Annotated in this window: 14 protein-coding genes; 7 read left to right on the top strand and 7 right to left on the bottom strand. The window is 73.1% G+C overall.

Features of this window, described 5'->3' with window-relative positions:
* Positions 1-52: 52 nt before the first annotated feature.
* The 3 genes from OG896_RS21775 to OG896_RS21765 all read right to left on the bottom strand — a co-directional run bounded on the left by OG896_RS21775 (position 53) and on the right by OG896_RS21765 (position 3,294).
* Entirely contained in the window at positions 53-706 is a 654-nt protein-coding gene (locus OG896_RS21775) for a transglycosylase SLT domain-containing protein (protein WP_329367813.1), read from the bottom strand.
* A 93-nt stretch (positions 707-799) separates the two neighbouring features.
* Entirely contained in the window at positions 800-1,375 is a 576-nt protein-coding gene (locus OG896_RS21770) for a TerD family protein (protein ID WP_328465631.1), read from the bottom strand.
* Positions 1,376-1,491: 116 nt separating this feature from the next.
* A complete protein-coding gene (locus tag OG896_RS21765) occupies positions 1,492-3,294 on the bottom strand; it encodes an LCP family protein (RefSeq protein WP_329367810.1) in 1,803 nt (600 codons plus the stop codon).
* 500 nt (positions 3,295-3,794) lie between these two features.
* Between OG896_RS21765 and OG896_RS21760 the strand changes: the two genes are divergently transcribed.
* Positions 3,795-4,001 (top strand): hypothetical protein, encoded by a 207-nt coding sequence (locus tag OG896_RS21760; protein ID WP_329367808.1) that lies wholly within the window; start codon positions 3,795-3,797, stop codon positions 3,999-4,001.
* Between the two features lie 269 nt (positions 4,002-4,270).
* On the top strand, positions 4,271-5,755 hold the full coding sequence (locus OG896_RS21755; protein WP_329367806.1) for an LCP family protein: 1,485 nt from the start codon (positions 4,271-4,273) through the stop codon (positions 5,753-5,755).
* Between the two features lie 145 nt (positions 5,756-5,900).
* On the opposite strand, the gene OG896_RS21750 is transcribed toward OG896_RS21755, so the two are convergent.
* Positions 5,901-6,722 carry a hypothetical protein gene (locus OG896_RS21750; protein ID WP_329367804.1) on the bottom strand — a complete coding sequence of 274 codons (822 nt, stop codon included), beginning with the start codon at positions 6,720-6,722 and terminating at the stop codon, positions 5,901-5,903.
* Between the two features lie 331 nt (positions 6,723-7,053).
* Here OG896_RS21750 and OG896_RS21745 point away from each other — a divergent pair, with 331 nt between their 5' ends.
* The 4 genes from OG896_RS21745 to OG896_RS21730 all read left to right on the top strand — a co-directional run bounded on the left by OG896_RS21745 (position 7,054) and on the right by OG896_RS21730 (position 18,666).
* Entirely contained in the window at positions 7,054-7,404 is a 351-nt protein-coding gene (locus OG896_RS21745) for an ArsR/SmtB family transcription factor (RefSeq protein ID WP_329367802.1), read from the top strand.
* Positions 7,388-10,282 carry an HAD-IC family P-type ATPase gene (locus OG896_RS21740; protein WP_443057134.1) on the top strand — a complete coding sequence of 965 codons (2,895 nt, stop codon included), beginning with the start codon at positions 7,388-7,390 and terminating at the stop codon, positions 10,280-10,282. The genes OG896_RS21745 and OG896_RS21740 overlap by 17 nt, the downstream gene beginning before the upstream one ends.
* A gap of 317 nt (positions 10,283-10,599) precedes the next feature.
* Positions 10,600-14,547 (top strand): GH92 family glycosyl hydrolase, encoded by a 3,948-nt coding sequence (locus tag OG896_RS21735; RefSeq protein ID WP_329367800.1) that lies wholly within the window; start codon positions 10,600-10,602, stop codon positions 14,545-14,547.
* A gap of 366 nt (positions 14,548-14,913) precedes the next feature.
* Positions 14,914-18,666, top strand: coding sequence for a discoidin domain-containing protein (locus OG896_RS21730; protein WP_329367798.1), 3,753 nt, complete (start codon positions 14,914-14,916; stop codon positions 18,664-18,666).
* On the opposite strand, the gene OG896_RS21725 is transcribed toward OG896_RS21730, so the two are convergent.
* Positions 18,641-19,444: an AraC family transcriptional regulator gene (locus OG896_RS21725; protein ID WP_443057133.1), complete on the bottom strand. Its 804-nt coding sequence runs from the start codon at positions 19,442-19,444 to the stop codon at positions 18,641-18,643. The genes OG896_RS21730 and OG896_RS21725 overlap by 26 nt on opposite strands.
* Before the next feature lie 54 nt (positions 19,445-19,498).
* Here OG896_RS21725 and OG896_RS21720 point away from each other — a divergent pair, with 54 nt between their 5' ends.
* Entirely contained in the window at positions 19,499-20,959 is a 1,461-nt protein-coding gene (locus tag OG896_RS21720) for an MFS transporter (protein WP_329367796.1), read from the top strand.
* A gap of 25 nt (positions 20,960-20,984) precedes the next feature.
* Here OG896_RS21720 and OG896_RS21715 read toward each other — a convergent pair whose 3' ends face one another.
* Positions 20,985-21,419 (bottom strand): hypothetical protein, encoded by a 435-nt coding sequence (locus tag OG896_RS21715; RefSeq protein WP_329367795.1) that lies wholly within the window; start codon positions 21,417-21,419, stop codon positions 20,985-20,987.
* Positions 21,420-21,429: 10 nt separating this feature from the next.
* Positions 21,430-21,714, bottom strand: a complete 285-nt coding sequence (locus OG896_RS21710; protein ID WP_329367794.1) for a hypothetical protein — start codon at positions 21,712-21,714, stop codon at positions 21,430-21,432.
* Position 21,715: the final 1 nt, after the last annotated feature.

The following is a 21,715-nucleotide window of genomic DNA, read 5'->3' as shown; positions in this document are numbered from 1 at the left end:
CACCAGCGCGTTTGTGAACGTTGTGCGAAGGCCGACCGCCTTTTCGGGAAGGCTACTTGAGAGCCTGCGCCGCCTTGGACCAGTTGCCGCGGAGGGTGTCGAGATAGGAACGGGCCTGCGAGCCGGGGCTGGTGCCCTCCGCGAACAGCCGCATGTTGCCGGTGCCGGTGTTGTAGCCGAGCGCGAGCAACTGGTCGGTGGTGTACGCGCCGGTGCGGTGCGCGGGGAGTTGGGCCTGGAGGTCGTGCAGGTACCAGGCGGCCGCCTGGATCGCCAGGTCCGGGTGGTCCGGGAGCTCCTCCCAGCTGCGGTTCGCGAACGGCCGGCCGCGCTTGGTGTCGTCGAACGCGGCACGGTGCATGTTGGCGATGCCGAACGCGGCGTCGGGCTTCGACTTCTGCCAGGCGCGCTCGAAGGCGGGGTCGTGCGGCTTGTACGACTCGTTGTAGAGGATCGCCATCAGCAACTGGGCGTGCACACCGGCTTGCCGGGCGTACTTGACGACGGGCCCGGCGAACTGCGCCGGGTCGTTCGGGTCCGGTGTCGCGGACCGGGTCGGGGCCGATGTCGTGGGCGCCGCCGTGCTGTGCGGGGCGGTGCTCCGCGCGTCGGCGTCGTGGTCGCCGTGTCCGTGGCCGACCGCCAGGAAGGCGGCGACCAGGCCCGCGACGGCGAGCCACGGCCAGATGCTGCGTCCGCCGGCCACGCTCGCCTCCTCATCGGTCGGGTCACCCGCTGCGAGGGTAACCCGGGCGGGCCGGGGCGGGCCCGGCGGCCGAGGCCGGCCGGGCCCGTCGGCTCAGACGTTGACGCCGAAGTCGCTCGCGATGCCGGCCAGGCCGGAGGCGTACCCCTGGCCGATGGCGCGGAACTTCCACTCCGGGCCGTGCCGGTACAGCTCGCCGAAGACCATGGCGGTCTCGGTGGAGGCGTCCTCGGTCAGGTCGTAGCGCGCCAGTTCGCGGCCGTCGGCCTGGTTGACGATCCGGATGAAGGCGTTGCGGACCTGGCCGAAGCTCTGGCCGCGCCCCTCGGCCTCGTAGATGGAGACGGGGAAGACGATCTTGTCCACCTGGGGCGCGACACCCGCGAGGTTGACCTTGATCTGCTCGTCGTCGCCGTCGCCGCCGCCGGTGAGGTTGTCCCCGCTGTGCTCGACCGAGTGGTCCGGGCTGGCGAGGTTGTTGAAGAAGACGAAGTGCTGGTCCGACAGCACCTTCCCGGCCGTGTCGCACAGCAGGGCCGAGGCGTCCAGGTCGTAGTCGGCACCGGTGGTGGTGCGCACGTCCCAGCCCAGCCCGACGGTGACCGCGGTCAGCCCCGGCGCCTCCTTGCTCAGTGAGACGTTGCCGCCCTTGGACAAAGTCACGCCCACGAACTACCTCCGGTTGTCCTCGTCGTTCCGTGTTCGGCTGCTTGCCGGAACCGACGCCGCACGGCGTGCCACGGTTCCCGGCTTGCGTAAGAGCTCAAGCTTTTCGGCCCGGCCCGTCAGTCGTCGGAGTCCTTCTTCCCCGGAGAGGCCGCGTACGCCTGCCCCGGCGTCATCGGGACGCCGTTGATCTCGACCGTCTTGTACGTGCTGACCTCGGCGCAGGACGACGACTTGTCCGCGGTCTCGGGGTGCGCGTTGGCCAGCGCGGTCTTCGTGTCGCCGGCGGAGGCCGTGCCGCTGCCGCCGGGGAAGCTGGTGCCGCTGGACCAGTCGGAGCCGATCACCAGCGTGACGCCGGCCGCCGTGCCCTGCTTCAGGTGCGACGACGGCAGCCCGAGCGCCTTGGCCGCGGTCTGCGCCTGGCCCTTCTGCCCGGGGCCGTAGGTCAGGGTCGTGGTGGCCGTGGCGTCGGCGTTGCCGCTGCTGGTGGCCGGGTCGAAGCCCTTTTTGACCAGCGCGCCGGCGATGTCGCCGGCCCGCCCGCCGACGGTGGTGCCGTTCCGCACGCTGACCGTGACCTGCGAGGCGGGCACCGCGGTGGCCGACGGGCTCGCGGTCGCCTTGGCCGCCGCGGACTTGCCACCGCCGGCGGTGGTCAGCGCCTGGTCGCCCGCGATGGTGGAGAAGAGCGTCTGCGCGCCGGCGCCCACCACGACCCGGTTGGAGTCGCTCGGGTCGGGCGCGGTCTGCATGGTGGTGAAGGTGATCCGCTTGGACGGCACCTTGTTCACGTCGTCGGCCAGCCCGATGAGCTTCTTGACGCTGCCCAGCCCGGTGTCCACGGTGAGCGCCTTGGTGGCGGCGTTCGCCAGCTTGTAGACGGCCTCGGGGTTGGTCAGGGTGCCCGCGCTCTTGAACTTGCGGATCAGCGAGCTGAGGAAGGCGTGCTGGGCGTAGGTGCGCCCGAGGTCGCTGCCGTCCCCGAAGCCGTGCCGCGAGCGCAGGAACTCCAGCGCGCCCACGCCCTTGAGGGTGTGGGTGCCCTTGGAGAGCTTCAGGTGGGAGTACGTGTCGTACACGTCGCCGCTGACGCAGACCGGCACGCCGCCGACCGCGTCGGACATGCTGACCACGCCGGAGAAGTCGACCTGGATGAAGTGGTCGATGGGGATGTTCGTCAGCTGGTGGACGGTGGCCACCTGGCACGCCTGCCCGTACGCCAGCGCGCTGTTGATCATGCCGTGGTAACCGGCGGTCTTCGCACCCGTCTTGGGGTCGGTGCAGGCCGGCACGTCGACCTCGGTGTCGCGCGGGATGCTCATCACGGTGGCGTTGGAGCGGTCGGCGGATATGTGCAGCACCATCTCCACGTCCGCGTTGCCCCCGCTCTGCACGCCGGTCTTGGCGCAGCCGCCGCCCAGCTTGCAGTCCTCGGTCGAGGTACGGCCGTCGCTGCCCATCACCAGGATGTTGATCGGGGTCCGGCCGAAGGCGTCCGCCTTCTCCTTGCCGGCGCTGTCCTTCCCGACGCCGTTGGTGAGCGAGACGCTGGTGATGTTGCCGTTCAGGTGCTGGTAGAACCACCAGCCGGCGCCGGCGGTGACCACCACCAGCAACGACACGGTGATCGCCGCGATCCGCAGGAACCGCCGCCCTCCGCTGCGGCGCTTCGCCCGGCTGCCGCCGCGCCGCCGCGACCCGCCCCGGCCGTGCGCCGCCGCCCGGGCCGCGGCCCGCCCGCCGGATATCCCGCCGCCGGAGTCCCCGGGGTCCGGGTCGCCGCCACGGGCGCGGGAGCCCCGGTCGCCGGGTCCGGCATCGTGGGAGCCGCCGCGCGGCCCCGGCGGTTGCGGTGCGCGGTCGTACGGCACCCGGCCCTCCGGCGGGCCGCCGGCCGGCCTGTCCCAGGGATCACTCATCTCCCACTCCCTTGTCCGAGCAGTCCTCGCGAGGCCCGCGGCCGGTTACGACCAGTGAAGCGGTGACTCCACTCCGTTTTCACGCTTGCGCAATGCGGCAAGGATAGGTCATGCCCCTGTGCGGACCCGATGAGTTCGGGCCGGCCGGCCCGGGTCACCCGAGCGCCGGGCAGCGAGGCCGCCCCGGCCCGCCGGCCCGCAGTGGACGGCGAACGGGGCGAGCTGCGCCCGCTCTCGAAGTACGGCTCCCGCCGGAGGGCTGGGCGATGCGGCGGCGCACGGATCACGCGGGCGATGCGGTGACGCGAGTGGTGCCAGTGACGTGAGCGACACAGGTGATCCGCGCCACACCGGGCGCCCGGGGCCCGCAGCCGACCCCGTACGCGGCACGACGCCCCCCGCCCCGTAGAGGGTGTTCATGGTCGCCATGGTTCCCGGCTTACGCAAGCTCTAAAGTGTTCGCCATGCAGCAGGCGGCGAGGCGAAGCGGGAGGGTGCCGGTGACCTGGGAGACGGCCGAGCTGGAGGGGGGACCGGCGGACGGCACGCGGATACGGGTGACCGGGCGCCCCAAGGTGCTCCAAGTCACCGTGGACTGCCCGGTGGAGGAGGGCGCGCCGGAGGTGAGCGTGGCGGCGGTGTCGGTCTACCGCCGCAAGGCCGGCCCGCTGCCCCTGCGTTACGGCTGGGACGGCGCGAGCCCCTGAGCCGGGCGGGCAAGTGGCGGGCGGGCGGCGGCGGGTCAGCGGGCGGCCAGCGGCTGGACGCCCGAGCCGCACGCCCGTGCGAGCCGTACGACCCGCACGGCCGTCCGACCCGGATCTCCCCCGATACGTACCGGCCCCGAAGCGAGTTGACACCACCGGGTGACAGCACGCGCAGACGCCCTTCCGGCCCGACAAAGATTGCTAGGTTGCGCAATCGGGAAACGGGAAAACCGGAGAATCCGGATCATTCGGCGTCGAAGAGGGAGCATATGCCGGGTCGTCACAGCGGAAGTCCTGGACGTCGTGAGGAACTTGCGGCCGCGGCCCGGCGCCGGCGGAGCCGCCGGGGCACGGTCGTGGCGAGCGTGGTCTCCGCGCTGGTGCTGCTGGTCTCCGGGTGCGGCTGGATCGCCCTGCACGCGAGTGCCGACCCGCACACGTTCACCGCGGACGGCATCAGCGGCGAGCGGCCCGCCTCCGGCGACGGCCAGAACATCCTGCTCATCGGCTCGGACTCGCGCGCCGGGACGAACCGTCGACTCGGCGGCGGGAAAGGCACGGTGGGGCGCTCCGACACCACCCTCCTGCTGCACGTCTACGCCGACCGGCGGCACGCGGTCGGCGTCTCGATCCCGCGCGACACCCTGGTCGACATCCCGCCCTGCCTCCTGCCGGACGGCACGTGGTCGGCGCCGCAGAAGAGCACCATGTTCAACGGCGCCTTCGCCACCGGGCTGACCGCGGACGGCAATCCGGCGTGCACGCAGAACACCGTCGAGCACCTGACCGGCCTGCGCGTCGACCACACCGTGGTGGTGGACTTCGCCGGGTTCGCCGCCATGACCGCCGCGGTCGGCGGCGTCCAGGTCTGCCTGCCGCAGGACGTCTACCAGAAGGACCTCAGCCCGGGCCGGGCCACGCGCGGCGCGCTGCTCTTCCACCAGGGCCTCCAGACCGTGTCCGGACAGCGGGCGCTGGACTACGTCCGTATCCGGCACGGCATCGGCGACGGCTCCGACATCGGCCGGATGAAGCGCCAACAGGCTTTCCTGGCAAGCCTCTTCAAGAAGGTCAAGGCCAAGGGCTTCGACCCGACCGTGCTGTTGCCGCTGGCGAACGCCGCCGTCCGCTCGCTCACCGTCGATTCGGGACTCGGCTCCGTGCCGAACCTGCTGAAGTTCGCGCTGTCGCTGAAGGACATCGACCTGCACAACGTCCAGTTCGTCACCGCCCCCTGGCGCTACGACGGCCCGCGCGTCGCCCTCGTCCACCCGGCGGTCGACCGGCTCTGGGCCGACCTGCGCGCCAACCGCCCGCTGCCGGCGGCCACCACCGCGCCCGCGCCGCACCCCTCCGCCACCCCGGCCCCGACGGGCGCACCCGGCGCCGGCATCAGCGTCGCGGTGGACAACGGCACCACCGTCTCCGGCCTCGCCGCGCAGGCGGCCGCGGCCCTGACCACCGCCGGTTTCACCGTCACCCGCACCGGCAACGCCCCCGGCCAGGCGCCGACCACCACCGTCGTCGAATACGGCGAGGGCGACCAGGCCCAAGCGGCCGCCGTCGCCCGGCTGTTCCCCGGGGCGCGGCTCCTGCCCGTCGCGACCGGCTACGGCGTCCGGCTGATCCTCGGCCCGGACTACGCCGGCCACTCCGCCTCCGCGGCCCCGCCGGAGGACACCAGCCCGCCCCGCTCGGCGAGCGACAGCCCCTGCGACGACCTCTCCTACGGCGGCCCCTCGTCCGGAGGGTGAGCCGGCACCGGGGCACCGCTCAAGCGGGGCCGTTGCGGGGCCGTTGCGGCTCAAGCAGGCGCGCCCGCAGGCCCATCGACGTCAAACAGGCGCGCCCGCAGGCCCGTTGCCGCCCGGGCAGGACCGCCCCCACGCCCATCGACGCTCAAGCGGGGCCGCCGGCGGGGCCGTTGCTGCCCGGGCTGGTGAAGCCGGGGCTGCCGAAACCCAGCCGCGGCCGCCTCACGACCAGGCCGGAGCCGTCGAGGTCGCCCTGGCCCCCACCTTCGCCCGGCGGTCCGGGTGCCGCGGTGCGGAAGGGCGCCGCCGTTGCGCCGTGGGCGAGTTGCTGCCGTAGATAGGGGAGGACGCCGCGCACCAGCAGTGCCTGCCGCCAGGCCGCGCGGGCCCGGGCCACCTGCTGGGCGGCGCGGGCCTCGGCGGCGTCCCGCCGGGCGGTGAGCATCAGGCCCACCCCGCCGACCACCAGCGCGACACCGAACACACCCGCGACCGCGTACCCGATGTCGATCAGCGGCGTGCCCGCGCCGCCGACGTCGCCGGCGGCCCGCAGTCCGTATCCCAGCACCAGGAAGAGCACGGCGGCGGTGCCGCTGAGCATCGGCACCAGGACGGCGAAGGGCGCGAACAGGCCGGGCCCGCGGGCTGCGCGTCCGGCGCCGGCGCCGGACGGGGAGTCGTGACCGTCCTCCCTGTCCTGCCCGTCCTCCCCGTCTTCCCCGTCCTGCCCGGCCGGCAGCGAGGGGAAGGCGTCGCGCAGCGCGGCGTATTGGGCGTACTCGGGGGCCGCCGTCGCGGTGATCGCGGCCATCGCGTTCAGGGCGCGGGCCCGCAGCTGCTCGACGGTGGGGCCGCCGGGCCGCCGGCCGCGCACCGCCCCGAGGATCTCCTCGCCGCGCAGCGCCTGGTCCAGCACCCGTGTGAAGTCGGCCCGGTGCGGGCCTGCCCACCGCTCGTCGCCGCGCATCGTCCGCCTCCCGTTGCCCCGCACCACGAGCCGGCCCGCCGCCCGGTCCGGCCCTGCCTCCTCCAGCATAGTCAGTCGGCTTGCGTGATTGCGTAATGGTGCAATGATGTCGTCCCCGGAGTCGCTCAAGGGCCGGCCCCACGACCGGCCCCGGAGCCGTACCCGGGAGCCAAGCCCGAGGCCCCTGCGCGAGACCGGACTTGGGGACCCGTACCGGGCCGCGGACCCGGGAGCGGCCGGGGACCTGCCCGCCGCCCGTTCGCGCGGGAAGCGCGGCAATCGCGGGTGCGTACCCTGGTGCCTGCACATTGCCGCGGTCAGGGAGGTTCACGTGACAAGGTCTGGCGGACAGCTGGGCGAGCCATCTGCAGAGGTGCTGCAGAGCGTGGCCGCGGCTTTCGGTCTGCTGGCCTCTCCGATGCGCCTGCACATCGTCTGGATTCTGGCGCAGGGCGACTGCGACGTCACGGGACTGGCCGAGCGGGTCGGCGCCACGCTTCCTGCGGTCAGCCAGCACCTGGCCAAGCTGAAGCTCGCCGGTCTGGTGCATGCCCGGCGCGAAGGCCGCAGACAGGTCTACCTGGTGGACGACCCGGACGTGGTGACCGTGGTGCGGCTGATGGTCGGTCAGCTCGCCGAGCGCCCCACCCCGGCGCGAGGCGTCCGTGGCCTGGGCGCCTGACAGGCTCGCCGGCTCCGCCCGCCCCCTGGCCGCCCCGCAACGCGACGACCTCGCGGACGCCACGGCCCTCGAAGTACTGCGCGGCCTGGAGAGCGGCCCGCGCGGGCTGACCGAGACCGAGGCCGAGGAACGCCTCGCCCGCTACGGCGAGAACAGCATCCCCGGCTGGCGCCCCGCCTCCTGGCCCCGGCGCTACGCCCGCTCCCTGCGCGACCCGTTCACCGCGATCCTGCTGGGCCTCGGGCTGGTCTCCGCGCTGGTCACGGCGTGGGGCACCGCCTGCGTGATCACCGTGCTCGTCCTGGTCAGCAGCGCGCTGCGGTCCCGCACGGAGTACCAGGCCGACCGGTCGGCGGACGGGCTGCGGCACCTGGTCGCCGCCACCGCGACCGTCCAGCGCAGATCCGCCCCCGGCGCGGCCCCCCGCTTCCGCGAGATCCCCGTCGTCCTGCTGGTGCCGGGCGACGTCATCCGGCTGGGCCCGGGCGACGTGATCCCCGCCGACGTACGGCTGCTGCGCACCCAGAACCTGACCCTGCACCAGGCCGCGCTCACCGGCGAGTCCGCCCCCGCGGCCAAGCGGCCCGACGACGTGCCGCGCGCCGCCGCCGGCATGTTCGAGCGCGCGCACGCCTGCTTCCAGGGCAGCAGCGTGGCCTCGGGCAGCGGCACCGCGCTGGTCACGGCGACCGGGGCGGCCACCGAGTTCGCCCGCGCCTACCGCGGTCCCGGGCGGCGCCGGGAGTCCGCGTTCGACCGCGCGGTCAACGGGATCTCCTGGATTCTCATCCGGTTCATGCTGCTGACCCCGCCGCTGGTGCTGCTGGCCGACGCCGCGCTGCGCGGCCGGGGGCTGGAGACGCTGCCGTTCGCGGTGGCGGTGGCGGTCGGGCTGACCCCCGAGATGCTGCCGGTGGTCGTCACCACCGTGCTCGCCCGCAAGGCCGCCGCCCTCGCCCGCGACCACGACGTCATCGTCCGCTGGCTTCCCGCACTGCACAACGTCGGTGCGATCGACGTCCTCTGCACGGACAAGACCGGCACCCTCACCTGCGACCAGCCCGTCCTCGACAGCTCCCTGGACGCGTTCGGCCGTCCCGACCCCGAAGTCCTGCACTGGGCGGCCGTCAACAGCCTGTGGACACTCCAACTCGCCGACCTGCCCGCCCCGGACGCCCTGGACGAGGCGGTCCTGGACGCCGCCACCGCATCAGCCGAACCACCCGCCGACAGCCTCACCGCGTACGACGCCTACGACGGAGTAGCCGCACTGCCCTTCGACCCGGTGCGCCGCCTCGCCACCGCGGTCGTCCGCCGCCCGGGCCACCGCGGCCTGCACACCCTGGTCACCAAGGGCTCCGTAGAGGAGGTACTACGCCACTGCACGCGGCTGCGCGCGGCCCCCGCGGAGCAGTCCGGCACCGTACGGGAACTCCAGCCGGACCCCAACCCCACGACCGCCCTGCCGGACCGCAAGAACACCACCACCCTCCTTCCGGAACGCAACCCCACCACCGGGGAACCGGACCCCACCCCCACCACCGCCCTGCCGGACCGCAACACCACCACCGCAGAACCGGACCCCAACCCCACCACCCTCCTTCCGGCCCGAAAGAACCCCACCACCGGGGAACGGGACCTCGACGACAGCGAGCGGGAGCGTCTGCTCGCGCTTGCCGCGGGCCAGGCAGCGCAGGGACTACGGCTGCTCGCGGTCGCCGTCGCCGAACGCCCCGCCCGGCTGGGCGACTACGGCCCCGCCGACGAACAGGCGCTGACCTTCGCGGGGTTCGTCGTGCTGCGGGACGCGCCCGCCGACACCGCCGCCGACGCGCTGGCAGCGCTCGCCGACCGGGGCGTCGCGGTCAAGGTGCTGACCGGAGACCACCCGGGCACCGCCGCCCGCGTCTGCCGCGACCTCGGTCTGGAGCCCGGCACCCTGCTCACCGGCGACCGTATCGACGGTATGGACGATACGGACCTCGCGCGGCAGGCCGAGCACACCACGGTCTTCGCCCGCTGCACCCCGCAGCACAAGGTCCGGGTGGTGCGGGCACTACGGGCGGCCGGGCACACCACCGGCTTCCTCGGCGACGGCGTGAACGACCTGCCGGCGCTACACGCAGCGGATGTCGGCATCTGCCCGCGCGACGCCGTCGATGTCACCCGGGAGGCGGCCGACGTCGTCCTCGCGGCCAAGGACCTCACCGCCATCGACCACACCATCACCGCCGGCCGGCACTCCACCGGCACCATCGCCACCTACCTGCGGATCGCGCTCTCCTCCAACCTCGGCAACGTCATCGCGATGCTCGTGGCCGGCCTGCTACTCCCCTTCCTGCCGATGCTCCCGGCCCAGGTCCTCCTGCAGAACCTCTGCTTCGACGCCGCCCAACTCGCCCTCGCCTACGACCAGCCGGGCCCGGACGCGCTGCGCCACCCCTCCCCGCTGCGCACCCACGACTTCCTCCGCTTCATCACCGCCTTCGGCCTGCTCAACGCCGCGGCCGACCTCGCCACCTTCGCGGCCCTCGCGCTGATCGTCCCCGCCTCGGCCCACATCTCCGGCCAAGCCGCCTTCCACTCCGGCTGGTTCACCGAGAACCTCATCACCCAGGCACTGGTCATGGTCCTCCTCCGCTCCGGCACCCGCGCACCGCTCCCCATCCGCACCGCCGCGGCCGGCCTCGCGGCGATCGGCCTGCTCCTCCCCCTCCCCCCACTCGCCCACATCCTCGGGATGACCACCCTCCCCCTCACCTACTACCTCCTGCTCGCCTCGATCCTCGCCGTATACACAGTCGTCCTCTTCACCGCCAAGTCCCGCCACCTCAGGCGCTACACACCCCCCTTCCACCCCCAACTCCACCGCGTGTAGCCACCACCAGACAACACCCCCGGCCGCGTATCCCCCTGAAGCGCCCCCTCGCGTGAGCCACCCCGGGCCGGAGGACGGCCCGGAGGGGTGGGGGTCCGAAATGCTGCCGCATATTTGTGGGCCGCCAGGCCCGTAAATATGCGATTTCGGACCCCCACGCCGCAGGGCCGGACGACCCGCACCCCCGACCCCACCCCACACACCACCCGCGCACACCACACCGCGCACACCACAGCGCACACCCGCCCCGCCACAACTGTTGACAACGTTGCCACCGCCACTGAGACTACCCGCGACGTCAACGGAGGAGCCTCCCCATGGCACTACCCGTCCGCCGCTCGCGTACCACCGTTCGACCAAGACGACTCCGTCGGCCGGCCACCGCCGCCGCCCTCGCGGGCATACTCCTGGCGGCACTACCCGCCGCAACCGCCCACGCGGCAACCGCCCACGCGGCAGCCGCCATCAGCTCAGCGGGCGGCACCACATCCCGCACCCCCGACCGCACCGCCTTCTCCTCCTCGTTCGAGGCATCCGACCCCGCACCGGACTGGCAGAGCACACCGGAATCCGGCCCCGACGGCCGACCACTGGCAACCGGGGTCGCCCCGGACAACGGCGGCGCGCTGCCGGGATCGGTGATGGCGTCGGTCACCTCGGTCACCGCGAGTTCGGAAGTGCCGCCCGACCACGGCGCCGCCAAGGCCACCGACGGTGACGCGGCCACCGCCTGGCAGGCCGGCGCCCCGTCCGCCTCGCTGACCGTCACTCTCGGCGACGCGTCCCGGGTGACGCGCTACACGATGACCTCGGCGGCCGACTCCCCCGCCCAGGACCCGAAGTCCTGGCAACTGCAAGGGTCGGACGACGGGAAGAGCTGGCAGGTGGTCGACGGCGAGAGCGGCCAGGACTTCCCGCAGCGCGGCGAGACCCGGCTCTTCACGGTCCGGCACCCGGGGACGTACAGCCGCTACCGGCTCGCGGTGTCCGCCAACCACGGTGACGGGAAGAGCCAGTTGGCCGAGCTGGCGCTCGCCGCGGGAGACGGCGGCACCGCCGGGATGACCACGTCCGTCGGCGACGGCCCGTCCACCGGCCCCACCCTCAAGAAGGACGTCGGCTTCACCGGCACCCACGCGTTGAAGTACGCCGGGTGGCAACTCGCCGGCCACGGAAGCGTCGAGGACAAGATCTACCGGGTGTCGATCCCGGTCCGGCACAACACCCGCCTGTCGTACGCGATCTTCCCCGAGCGCACCGGCAACGACCTTTCCTACCCGAGCACTTACGTCTCGGTGGACCTGGTGTTCAGCGACGGCAGCCGGCTCAGCGGGCTCGGCGCGACCGACCAGTACGGCAAGGGACTGTCGGCCGGCGCCCAGGGCGCGGCGGAGATCCTGCACGCCGGGCAGTGGAACGCGGTCGACGCCGACCTCGGCACCGTCGCCGCGGGCAAGACCATCACCCGCGTCCTGGTCGACTACGACAACCCGGGCGGCCCCGCCCACTTCAGCGGCTGGCTCGACGACATCACGGTGCGGGCCGCGCCGCCGGCGAACGACTGCGCGCACCCCTCCACCTGCGTGATCACCACGCGCGGCACGGACTCCTCCGGCGACTACTCGCGCGGCAACGACTTCCCGGCCACCGCGGTCCCGCACGGCTTCAACTTCTGGACGCCCGAGACCGACGCGGGCACCACCAGCGCGATCTACACCTACCAGCAGGACAACAACGCGGCCAACGAACCGGTGATCCAGGCGTTCGGGGTCAGCCACGAGCCCAGCATCTGGGTGCAGGACCACCAGACGTTCCAGGTCATGCCGTCGGCGTCCAGCGCCCCAACGACCGCCGACCGCACCACCCGCGGCCTGGCCTTCAGCCACGACCACGAGACCGCGCAACCCGACTACTACGGCGTGACGTTCGACAACGGCATCCGTACCGAGATCACGCCCACCGACCACGCCGCGGTGATGCGGTTCACCTTCCCCTCCGGCGCCGACAGCCTGATCTTCGACAACGTCAACGACAGCGGCGGGCTGACCGTGGACCGGGCACACGGCACCGTCACCGGCTACTCGGACGTCTCCGGATTCTGGGGCGCGCCGCGGATGTTCGTCTACGCGACCTTCGACCGGCCGATGACCGGCACCGGCTCCCTCACCGGCGGCGGCGGGCCCGACGTCGGCGGCTACACCTCCTTCGCGCTCGGCTCCGGCCGGCAGCTCACCATGCGGATCGCGACCTCCTTCATCAGCGTCGACCAGGCCCGGCGCAACCTCGACCAGGAGGTGGGGCGGCGCGGCTTCGACGCGGTGCACGCCGCCGCGCAGGCCGCCTGGGACAAGGCACTCGGCGTGATCACGGTCCGCGGCGCGAGCCAGGACCAGCTCACCTCGCTGTACTCCAGCCTGTACCGGCTCAACCTCTACCCGAACGAGCTGTACGAGAACACAGGCACCACCGCGAGGCCGGACTACCGCTACGCCAGCCCCTACGCGCCCGCGGCCGGCGCCAACACCCCCACGACGACCGGAGCCGCGATCAAGTCCGGGCAGCCGTACGCCAACGAGGGCTTCTGGGACACCTACCGCACCGCCTGGCCGCTGGACGCGCTGCTCTACCCGCAGCTCACCGGCAAGATGATCGACGGTTTCGTGCAGCAGTACCGGGACGCCGGCTGGATCGGCCAGTGGACCGCGCCCGGCTACCTCGGCTTCAGCGGCACCAACTCCGACGTGGCGATCGCCGACGCCTACCTGCGCGGTGTCACCGACTTCGACGTCCAGGGCGCCTACGAGGCGGCCGTCAAGGACGCCACCGTGCCGTCCTCGGGGCTGACCGGCCGGCCGGACGTGCAGGAGTCCACGTTCCTCGGCTACACCCCGCAGACCAGCGGGTCGAGCGCGTCGGTCTCCCTGGAGGACTACCTCGCCGACTACGGCATCTCGCAGATGTCGCAGAAGCTCTACCGGACCACCCCGGCGAGCGACCCGCACCACCGCGAATACCTCGACAACTACCGCTACTTCCGGGACCGCGCCCAGCACTACGTCGACCTGTTCGACACCTCCACCGGCTTCTTCCAGCCGAAGAACGCCGACGGCACCTTCGAGCACAGCGCCGCCACCTACGACCCGCTGGACTGGAACGCCACCGACTACACCGAGGGCGACGGCTGGACCTACGCCTTCGCCGCCCCCGAGGACGGCAACGGCCTCGCCGACCTGTACGGCGGCCGCACCGGGCTGGCCGACAAGCTCGACCAGTTCTTCGCCACCCCGGAGACCGCCCAGTACGGCGGCGGCTGGGGCGGGCCGTACCACGAGATGTTCGAGTCCCGCGACGACCGGGTCGGCCAGTGGGCCTTCAACGACCAACCCTCCATGCACGTCCCCTACATGTACGACTACGTCGGCCGGCCGGCCAAGACCGCGCAGCACGTCCGCGACGCGATGAGCCGCCTCTTCACCGGCAGCACCATCGGCCAGGGCTACCCGGGCGACGAGGACAACGGCTCCATGTCCGCCTTCTACATCGACAACGCGCTGGGCCTCTACCCGCTCCAGTCCGGCTCCCCGACCTTCGCCCTCGGCTCCCCCCTCTACGACCAGGTGACCCTCCACCCGGCCGGCGGCCGCCCCCTCACCCTCACCGCCCACGGCAACTCCGACCGCGACATCTACGTCCAGTCCATGACGGTCGACGGCAAGCCCTACGACAAGACCTACCTCCCCCACGCCGACCTCACCCACGGCGGCCGGATCGACTTCCGGATGGGCCCCCACCCCTCCACCTGGGGCACCTCCCCCACCTCCGCACCCCCCTCCCTCACCACCGGCCCCCACCCGGCCACCCCACCCGCCGACCTCACCGGCCCCACCCACGGCACCGCCACCCTCAACGGCGCCCCCGCTCCCGCCGCCCTCTTCGACAACACCTCCGCCACCTCCACGACCCTCCCACCCGGCCCCACCTCCCTCACCTACTACTTCGACCAGCCCCAAACCCTCGACCAGTACACCCTCACCAGCGGCTCCACCCCCAACGGCGACCCCTCCACCTGGACCCTCAGCACCTCCGACGACGGCACCCACTGGACCGTCGTCGACCGCCGCACCCACCAAACCTTCCCCTGGCGCCAGCAAACCCGGGCCTTCACCCCCACCACACCCCCGGGCGCCCACACCTACTACCGCATCGACTTCACCGCCCCCACGGCCACAACCCTCTCGGAAGTCGAACTCCTGGGACGCGCTTGATCGGTGACCGATCCGTCCACCCAGCCCCACCCGCGCCGCACCGGACCATGCGGCCGCCTGTGGCTGACCGCGCAGTTCCCCGCGCCTAGGTGCACCTCCTTCCGTGAGCCACCCCACCCCACCAGAAGCACCCCCCACCAGAAGCGCCCCCACCAGAAGCGCCCTTTCGCGTGAGCCCTCCCCGGGCCGGAGGACGGCCCGGAGGGGTGGGGGTCCGAAATGCTGCCGCATATTTGTGGGCCGCCAGGCCCGTAAATATGCGATTTCGGACCCCCACGCCGCAGGGCCGGACGACCCGCACCCCCCGACCCCGCCCCACGCACCACCCGCGCACACCACACCGCACACCCGCACCCCGGAGCCCTGATGCCCGAGCAGACCCCCGGCACGTCCCGCCGCACCTTCCTCCGTACGAACGCCACGCTGCTCGCCGGCTTCGCGCTGTCCACGGCACTGCCAGAAGCCGCCCACGCGGCAGGCACCGAACCCAGCACCGAACCCAGCACAGGCACCGGCACAGGCACCGGCACCGGCAAAAGCACCAACCTCGCCCAGTACCGCCCGGTGACCGCCTCCTCCACCGACTGGGCACCCACACCCGCATCGTTCGCGGTGGACGGCCTCGCGCAAACCGGAGTTCGCGGCTCCGGCTGGCGCGCCGCGGCCGGCGACCCGCAGTGGATCACCGTCGACCTCCAAGCCCGCAGCACCATCGAATCGGTCGTGCTCGTCTTCGAAGCGGACAGCTCCGACCCCGGCTTCACCCCCGACCCGGGCGTGAACCCGTTCCTGCACACGACAGGCTTCGAGGCCCTGTCGAGCTGCGCCGTCGCGTTCTCCCTGGACGTGTCCGACGACGGAACCTCGTGGCGCACGGTGCACGAGACGTCCACCGGCACGGGCGGCAGGACGACGATCACGCTGCCGCAACCGGTGACGGCCCGCTGGATACGGATGACCTCCACGAAGCGGGCGAACGCCAACCCGGTCGGCCTGAACAGCTTCGAGGTGTACGGCAGTTGCACCACGCACCGGCCGTCCGCGACCGGCTGGACCGACTGGGGCCGGCACACCGCCCAACCCCCCGCGCTGACCGTCGCCGGCGACGGCACCGTCCCGCTGGAGTCCGGCTGGACCCTCACCATGGACGACTGGGCGGGCTCGACCGACGGCGCCGCGCTGTCCGCCCCCGCCGTGGACGTCAGCGGCTGGCTGCCGGCCACCGTACCCGGCACCGTGCACGCGGCACTCGTGGAGCAGGGCCACCTGCCGGAGCCGACCGTCGGCTTCAACAACATGCGGGCGCCCGAGGCGCTGTCCCGGCACGACTGGTGGTACCGCCGATCGTTCCGGCTGCCGTCAGGGCTCGCCACCGGGCAGGGCCGCCGCGTCTGGCTGGAGTTCGACGGCGTCAACCACCAGGCCGAGGTGTGGCTGAACGGCCGCAAGGCGGGCGAGGTGACGTACCCGGTCGCCCGCGCCGCCTTCGACGTGACCGACGCCCTCGGCGGCGGACGGCAGGCGGGGGCGAAGGAGAGCGCGGAGGAAAGCGCGAAGGGAGGAGCGAAGGACGCCGAGCAGGTGATCGCCGTCCGCATCGCCCCGATGCCCCACCCCGGCAACCCGGGCGACAAGGGTCCGTCCGGCATCTCGACCCTCAACTCGGTCGCCGCCCAGGCCGATTCCCCGACGTACCTGTCCATCAGCGGCTGGGACTGGATGCCGGCGGTGCGCGACCGGGCGGCGGGCATCTGGAACCACGTGCGGCTGCGCTCCACCGGCGACGTCGTGATCGGCGACCCGCGGGTGGACACCGCCCTGCCGGACCTGCCCGCCCCGGCCGGCTCTCCCGACCTGCCCGAACTCGCCACCGCCGAGGTGACCGTGGTCGTCCCGGTCCGCAACGCCGGCAGCACATCGCGGACTTCGACCGTCACCGCGACGCTGCACGGCGCGCGGGTGAGCGGCTCCGTCACCCTCGCGGCGGGCGAGAGCCGCGAGCTCACCTTCAGCCCGGCCGACCACCCCCAACTGCGCATCCGCAAACCGCGGTTGTGGTGGCCGAACGGCTACGGCGAGCCCGCCCTGCACGACCTGGTGCTGACCGCCACCGCCGACGGCCGCGGCTCCGACCGGCGCACCGTGCCGGTCGGCCTGCGGCAGTTCGACTACCACTACGTGCAGCCCATCGTGATCGGCTCCGACGGCCACTCCCCGCCGCAGACCGTCAACCTGCCGAAGCAGCAGGCCCGTTACGTACGCATCCAGTGCGGCAAGCGGGCCACCGGCTTCGGCTCCTCGATGTGGACCCTGTCGGTGCTGGACAGCGCCGCGCCCGGCAGCGACCTGGCGCTGCACAAGGCCGCGACGGCCTCCTCCAGCGACAACGACAACGACCTGCCGGCCAACGCGGTCGACGGCGACGCCACCACCCGCTGGTCGTCCGGCTACTCCGACGACCAGTGGATTCAGGTCGACCTGGGCGCGTCCACCGCCTTCGACCAGGTCGTCGTCACCTGGGAGACCGCCTACGCCCTGACCTTCACCGTGCAGGTCTCCGACGACGGGGCCGGCTGGACCGACGTGCAGTCGGTCAGCAACACCGGCACCCAGCTGCAGATCTCCGTCAACGGGGTGCGGGTGCTGTGCCGCGGCGGCAACTGGGGCTTCGACGAACTGCTGCGCCGGGTCCTGCCCGACCGGATGGACGACGCCGTCGGCATGCACCGCGACATGAACTTCACGATGATCCGCAACTGGATCGGCTCCAGCAACCGCGAGGAGTTCTTCGCCGCCTGCGACCGCAACGGCATCCTGGTCTGGAACGACTTCTGGGAGGGCGACGCGATCTTCCCGCCGGACGCGGGCGTGCCGGCCTTCCTCGACATCGGCCGCGACACCGTCCTGCGCTACCGCCACCACCCGTGCCTGGCGGTGTGGTGCGCCACCAACGAGAGCGACCCGCCGGCCGCCGTCGACGCCGGGCTGCGGGCCGCCGTCACCTCGCTGCACCCGGGCATCCTCTACCAGGGCAACTCCGCCGGGGGGATCGTCACCGGCCACGGCCCGTACTCCTGGATCGACCCGGCGGCGTACTTCTCCGGCGACACCTACTCCATCGGCAGCTACGGCTTCCACTCCGAGATCGGCATCCCCACCGTGCCGGTCGCCGAGAGCATGCGGAACCTCGCCGCCGACCAGCCGTCCTGGCCGATCGGCGACGTCTGGTACCACCACGACTGGTGCACCCGCGGCGGCCAGAACCCGGACACCTACCGCGCCGCGATCGACGACCGGTTCGGCGCCTCGGACACCCTCGACGACTTCTGCGCCCGCGCGCAGTTCGTCAACTACGAGAGCATGCGCGCCATCTTCGAGGCGTACAACGCGAAGATGTGGGACGACGCCTCCGGCGTGCTGCTGTGGATGTCGCACCCGGCCCACCACAGCACCGTCTGGCAGACCTACGACTACGACCTCGACGTCAACGGCAGCTACTACGGCGCCCGCAAGGGGTGCGAGCCGCTGCACGTCCAGGCGAGCCTGGCCGACTGGCAGGTGCACGCGGTCAACCAGACCGCCGCCGGCCTCACCGGCGCGACGGTGACCGCCCGGCTCGTCGACCTGCACGGCGCCTCGCTGGGCGCGGCGCGGCAGCAGACCCTGGACGTGCCCGCGTCCTCGGCGGCGGCCGCGTTCACCGTGCCGTTCACCGCCGCCCTGCCCGCCGCGCACCTGCTGCGCCTGACCCTCACCGACCGGCACGGCTCCCGCGTCTCCGACAACACCTATCTGCGCTACCGCGCGGCCGGTGACGTCCGGGCGGTGGGCGACCTCGCACCCGCCCGGCTGCGCGGCACCGTGCGCCGAAAGGGCCGCGACGGGGCGACGGTCACCGTGCGCAACGACGGTGGCAGCGTGGTCGCGCTGCTGCGGCTCGGCGTGCGGGACGCGCACAGCGACGCCCGGGTCCTGCCCGCCCGTTACAGCGACAACTACCTGTGGGTGCTGCCCGGCGAGAGCCGCGACATCACCGTCTCCTGGCCGGCCCGGGCCCTGCCCTCGGGTGAACCGCGCTTCACCGCGGAAGCGCTCAACATGCCGCTGCGCCGGCTCTGAGGTGCGCGGCCGACCGGTAGGCGCCGGGCGTCTGCCCCATCGTGCGAGCGAAGGTGTCGATGAACGCGCTGGTCGTGGCCCAGCCGCAGCGGCGGGCGGTCGCGGTGACGGACGCTCCCTCGGCGAGCTGGATCATGGCGTGGAAGACCCGGGTGTTGGTCCGCCACTGCGGGTAGGTCATGCCGAACTCGGCGCGGAAGAGCCGGGTCAGGGTCCGCTCGCCGACGCCGACGCGGCGGGCCAGCGCGGCCATGGTGCGGGGCGTGCCCAGGTCGGCCAGCACCAGCCGGCAGGCGTGCGCCAGCCGGGGGTCGCGCGCGGTGGGCAGCGCGAGGGGCTGGATGTGGGCGCGGCGCAGCCGGTCGGCGAGCACCGCCCGCAGCCGTCGCGACTCGGGTTCCGGCAGGCCGGGTTCGGTGCAGGCGATGAGCAGTTCACGGAGCAGGCCGTCGACGGCCAGGATGGTCGGCCCCTCGACCGGCAGCGGCGGGTCGGCCACCGGGAAGCCGACGGTGTGTACCGAGCTGTGCCCGTAGACGCGGTGCTCGTGCCAGATGTGCGCGGGGTTCCAGACCGCCCGGTCCCCGGAGGCGACCCAGGCGCCGGCCTCGGTCTGCACGGCGAGCACCCCGGTGCTGACGTAGATGAGCTGGTGGTAGTCGTGCCGGTGGCGGCCGATCACCTCGCCGGGGGCGTGGTCGTGGGCGCCGGTCGGCGGCAGGGTGGTGGCGGGCGGCAGCGGGGTGGCGGCGGTCGGGCCGCGGCTGTTATGCGACACAAGTAGGCAGAATATGGGAAGTATGCCAGCAGGTGCGCGTGACAGCGTGACGTCATGGACACAGCGCAAGGGGGCTCGGGGCGCGGCGGCGGCGAGCCCGGGGGCAGTCGCACCGCGGAGGTCGGCCCAGCGGACGGCGGCGCGGGAGAGGGCTGCATAGCGGAGGGCGGCCCAGGGGACGGGCCCGGAGGCGTGGCCACCGCGGGCGGGACGGCCGGCCCGGCCTCGGGCGCCGGGCCGCCGACCGCCGTCCTCGATCGGCCGACCGAACCCCGTACCGGCATCGCGGACCGGCTGCGCGGCGCCGCCGTCGACACCCGCCCGCTCGCCGTACCGGCCTTCCGGCGCGTGCTGATCGGGCAGGGCGCCTCACTGGTGGGCACGATGATCACCGAGGTCGCCATCCCGGTGCAGATCTACGCGATGTCGCACTCGTCGTTCTACGTCGGCGTGGCCGGGCTCGCCGGCTTCGTGCCGATCGTCGTCTTCGGCCTGTACGGCGGCGCCGTCGCGGACCGGGTCGACCGCCGCCTGCTGTGCCTGTGGTCGTCGCTGGTGACGTGGGCGGTGACGATCGCGCTGCTGGCCCAGACGCTGCTGGGGGTCGGCTCGGTGGGCCTCGTCCTCGCCCTGGTCGCCGTCCAGGGGGCCGGCTTCGCGATCTCCTCCTCGACCCGCGGCGCGATCATCCCCCGTATCGTGCCGCCCGGCCTGGTCCCCGCCGCCAACACGCTCAGCTTCACCGTCGGCAACGTCGGCCAGGTGCTCGGCCCGCTCGCGGCCGGCGTGCTCGTCGCGCTCCCGCACGGGTTCGGCTACGCCTACGCCGCGGACGCCGTGCTGTTCACCATGTCGCTGTACTCGACGTTCCGGCTGCCGCCGATCAAGCCGGCCGGCGCCATGGCCCGCTCCGGGCTGCTCGCCGTGCTCGACGGGCTGCGGTTCATCGGCGGCAACCCGGTGCTGCTCATGTCGTTCGGGGCGGACATCGCCGCGATGGTGCTGGCGATGCCCAGCGCGCTGTTCCCGCAGGCCGCCGCGGCCCGCTTCCACGGCGGGATCGGCCTGCTCTACTCCTCGGTCGCGATCGGCTCGGTGCTGGCCGGGCTGTGCAGCGGGTGGATCGGCCGGGTCCGCCGCCAGGGCGTCGCGCTCACCTTCGCGGTGGCCGGCTGGGCGGCCGCGATCGCGCTGGCCGGTTTCGCCCGCACCCTGTGGCTGGCCGTCCTGCTGCTCGCGCTGGCCGGCGCCGCCGACCTGGTCAGCGCCGTCTACCGGCAGACGATCCTGCAGACCCACGCCCCCGACGAGATGCGCGGCCGGATGCAGGGCGTCTTCACCGTCGTGGTGTCCGGCGGCCCGCGGCTGGGGGACCTGCGCGCGGGCGCCATGGCCGCGACGACCACGCTGACCGTCGCCTGGTCCGGCAGCGCGCTGCTGTGCATCGCCCTGGTCGTGGTCGCGGCCCTCGCGGTGCGGCCGTTCTGGCGCTACGACGCGCACCGGGTGGAGTGACCCCGGCGCGCGTCGCGGGCCGGGGTCAGGTCGCCGCCGGGTCCACCTGGACGTCGATGGCGTTGTGGTCCGGGTTCGGCATCTGCCAGATCTTGAGCACCTTCACCTCGACGCCGAGCGCGGTGACGGTCTGGCCGGTCCTGACCACCTGGACCTTGGCCGGGACGGAGGTGTCGCTCCCGTCCCGGATCATGAGGATCGCCCGGCCCGGCGCGGGCTGCTTGCCGGTGTTCTGCACGCCGAGCTCCACCTCGGTGCCGTCGGCCCGCTTGCCGTAGCCGGTCGGGCTGGACGGGTTGCCCTGCGCGACGACATGGAGGCGTTGGACGTCGGCCGGGTGGCCGCCGAGCGGTGGCGGGGTGCGGCCGGCGTCGTCGTCGGAGTTCTTCCGGGAGTGCAGCACCACGGCCACCACCACCGCGGCCACGCACACCGCGACCAGCCCGGCGACGGCCGCCATCAGGCCCCGCCTACTCGGCCGACGCATCGTTCTCCCCCTCCGGCCAGGCGACGGTGAAGGCGACGTGGCCGTCCCGGGTGCCGGGGACCACCTCGACCAGGGTCAGCACGTGCCGCCCGACGGGCACCTCGTCGCCGACCCGCACCTCCACGACGTCGCCGGTCCTGGCGCCCTCGTCGAGGAGGTTGAGGCGGGCCCAGGGGTCGTCGGGATCGACGCTGGTGCGCACGATGCCGACGACGAGGTCGCCGCGGCGGAACTGGGCCCGGCGGCCGAGGCGGTAGGTGTGGGGCATC

The organism is Streptomyces sp. NBC_00669 (assembly GCF_036226785.1).
Lineage (GTDB): Bacteria > Actinomycetota > Actinomycetes > Streptomycetales > Streptomycetaceae > Actinacidiphila.
This window is presented reverse-complemented; position numbering and strand designations above follow the sequence as displayed.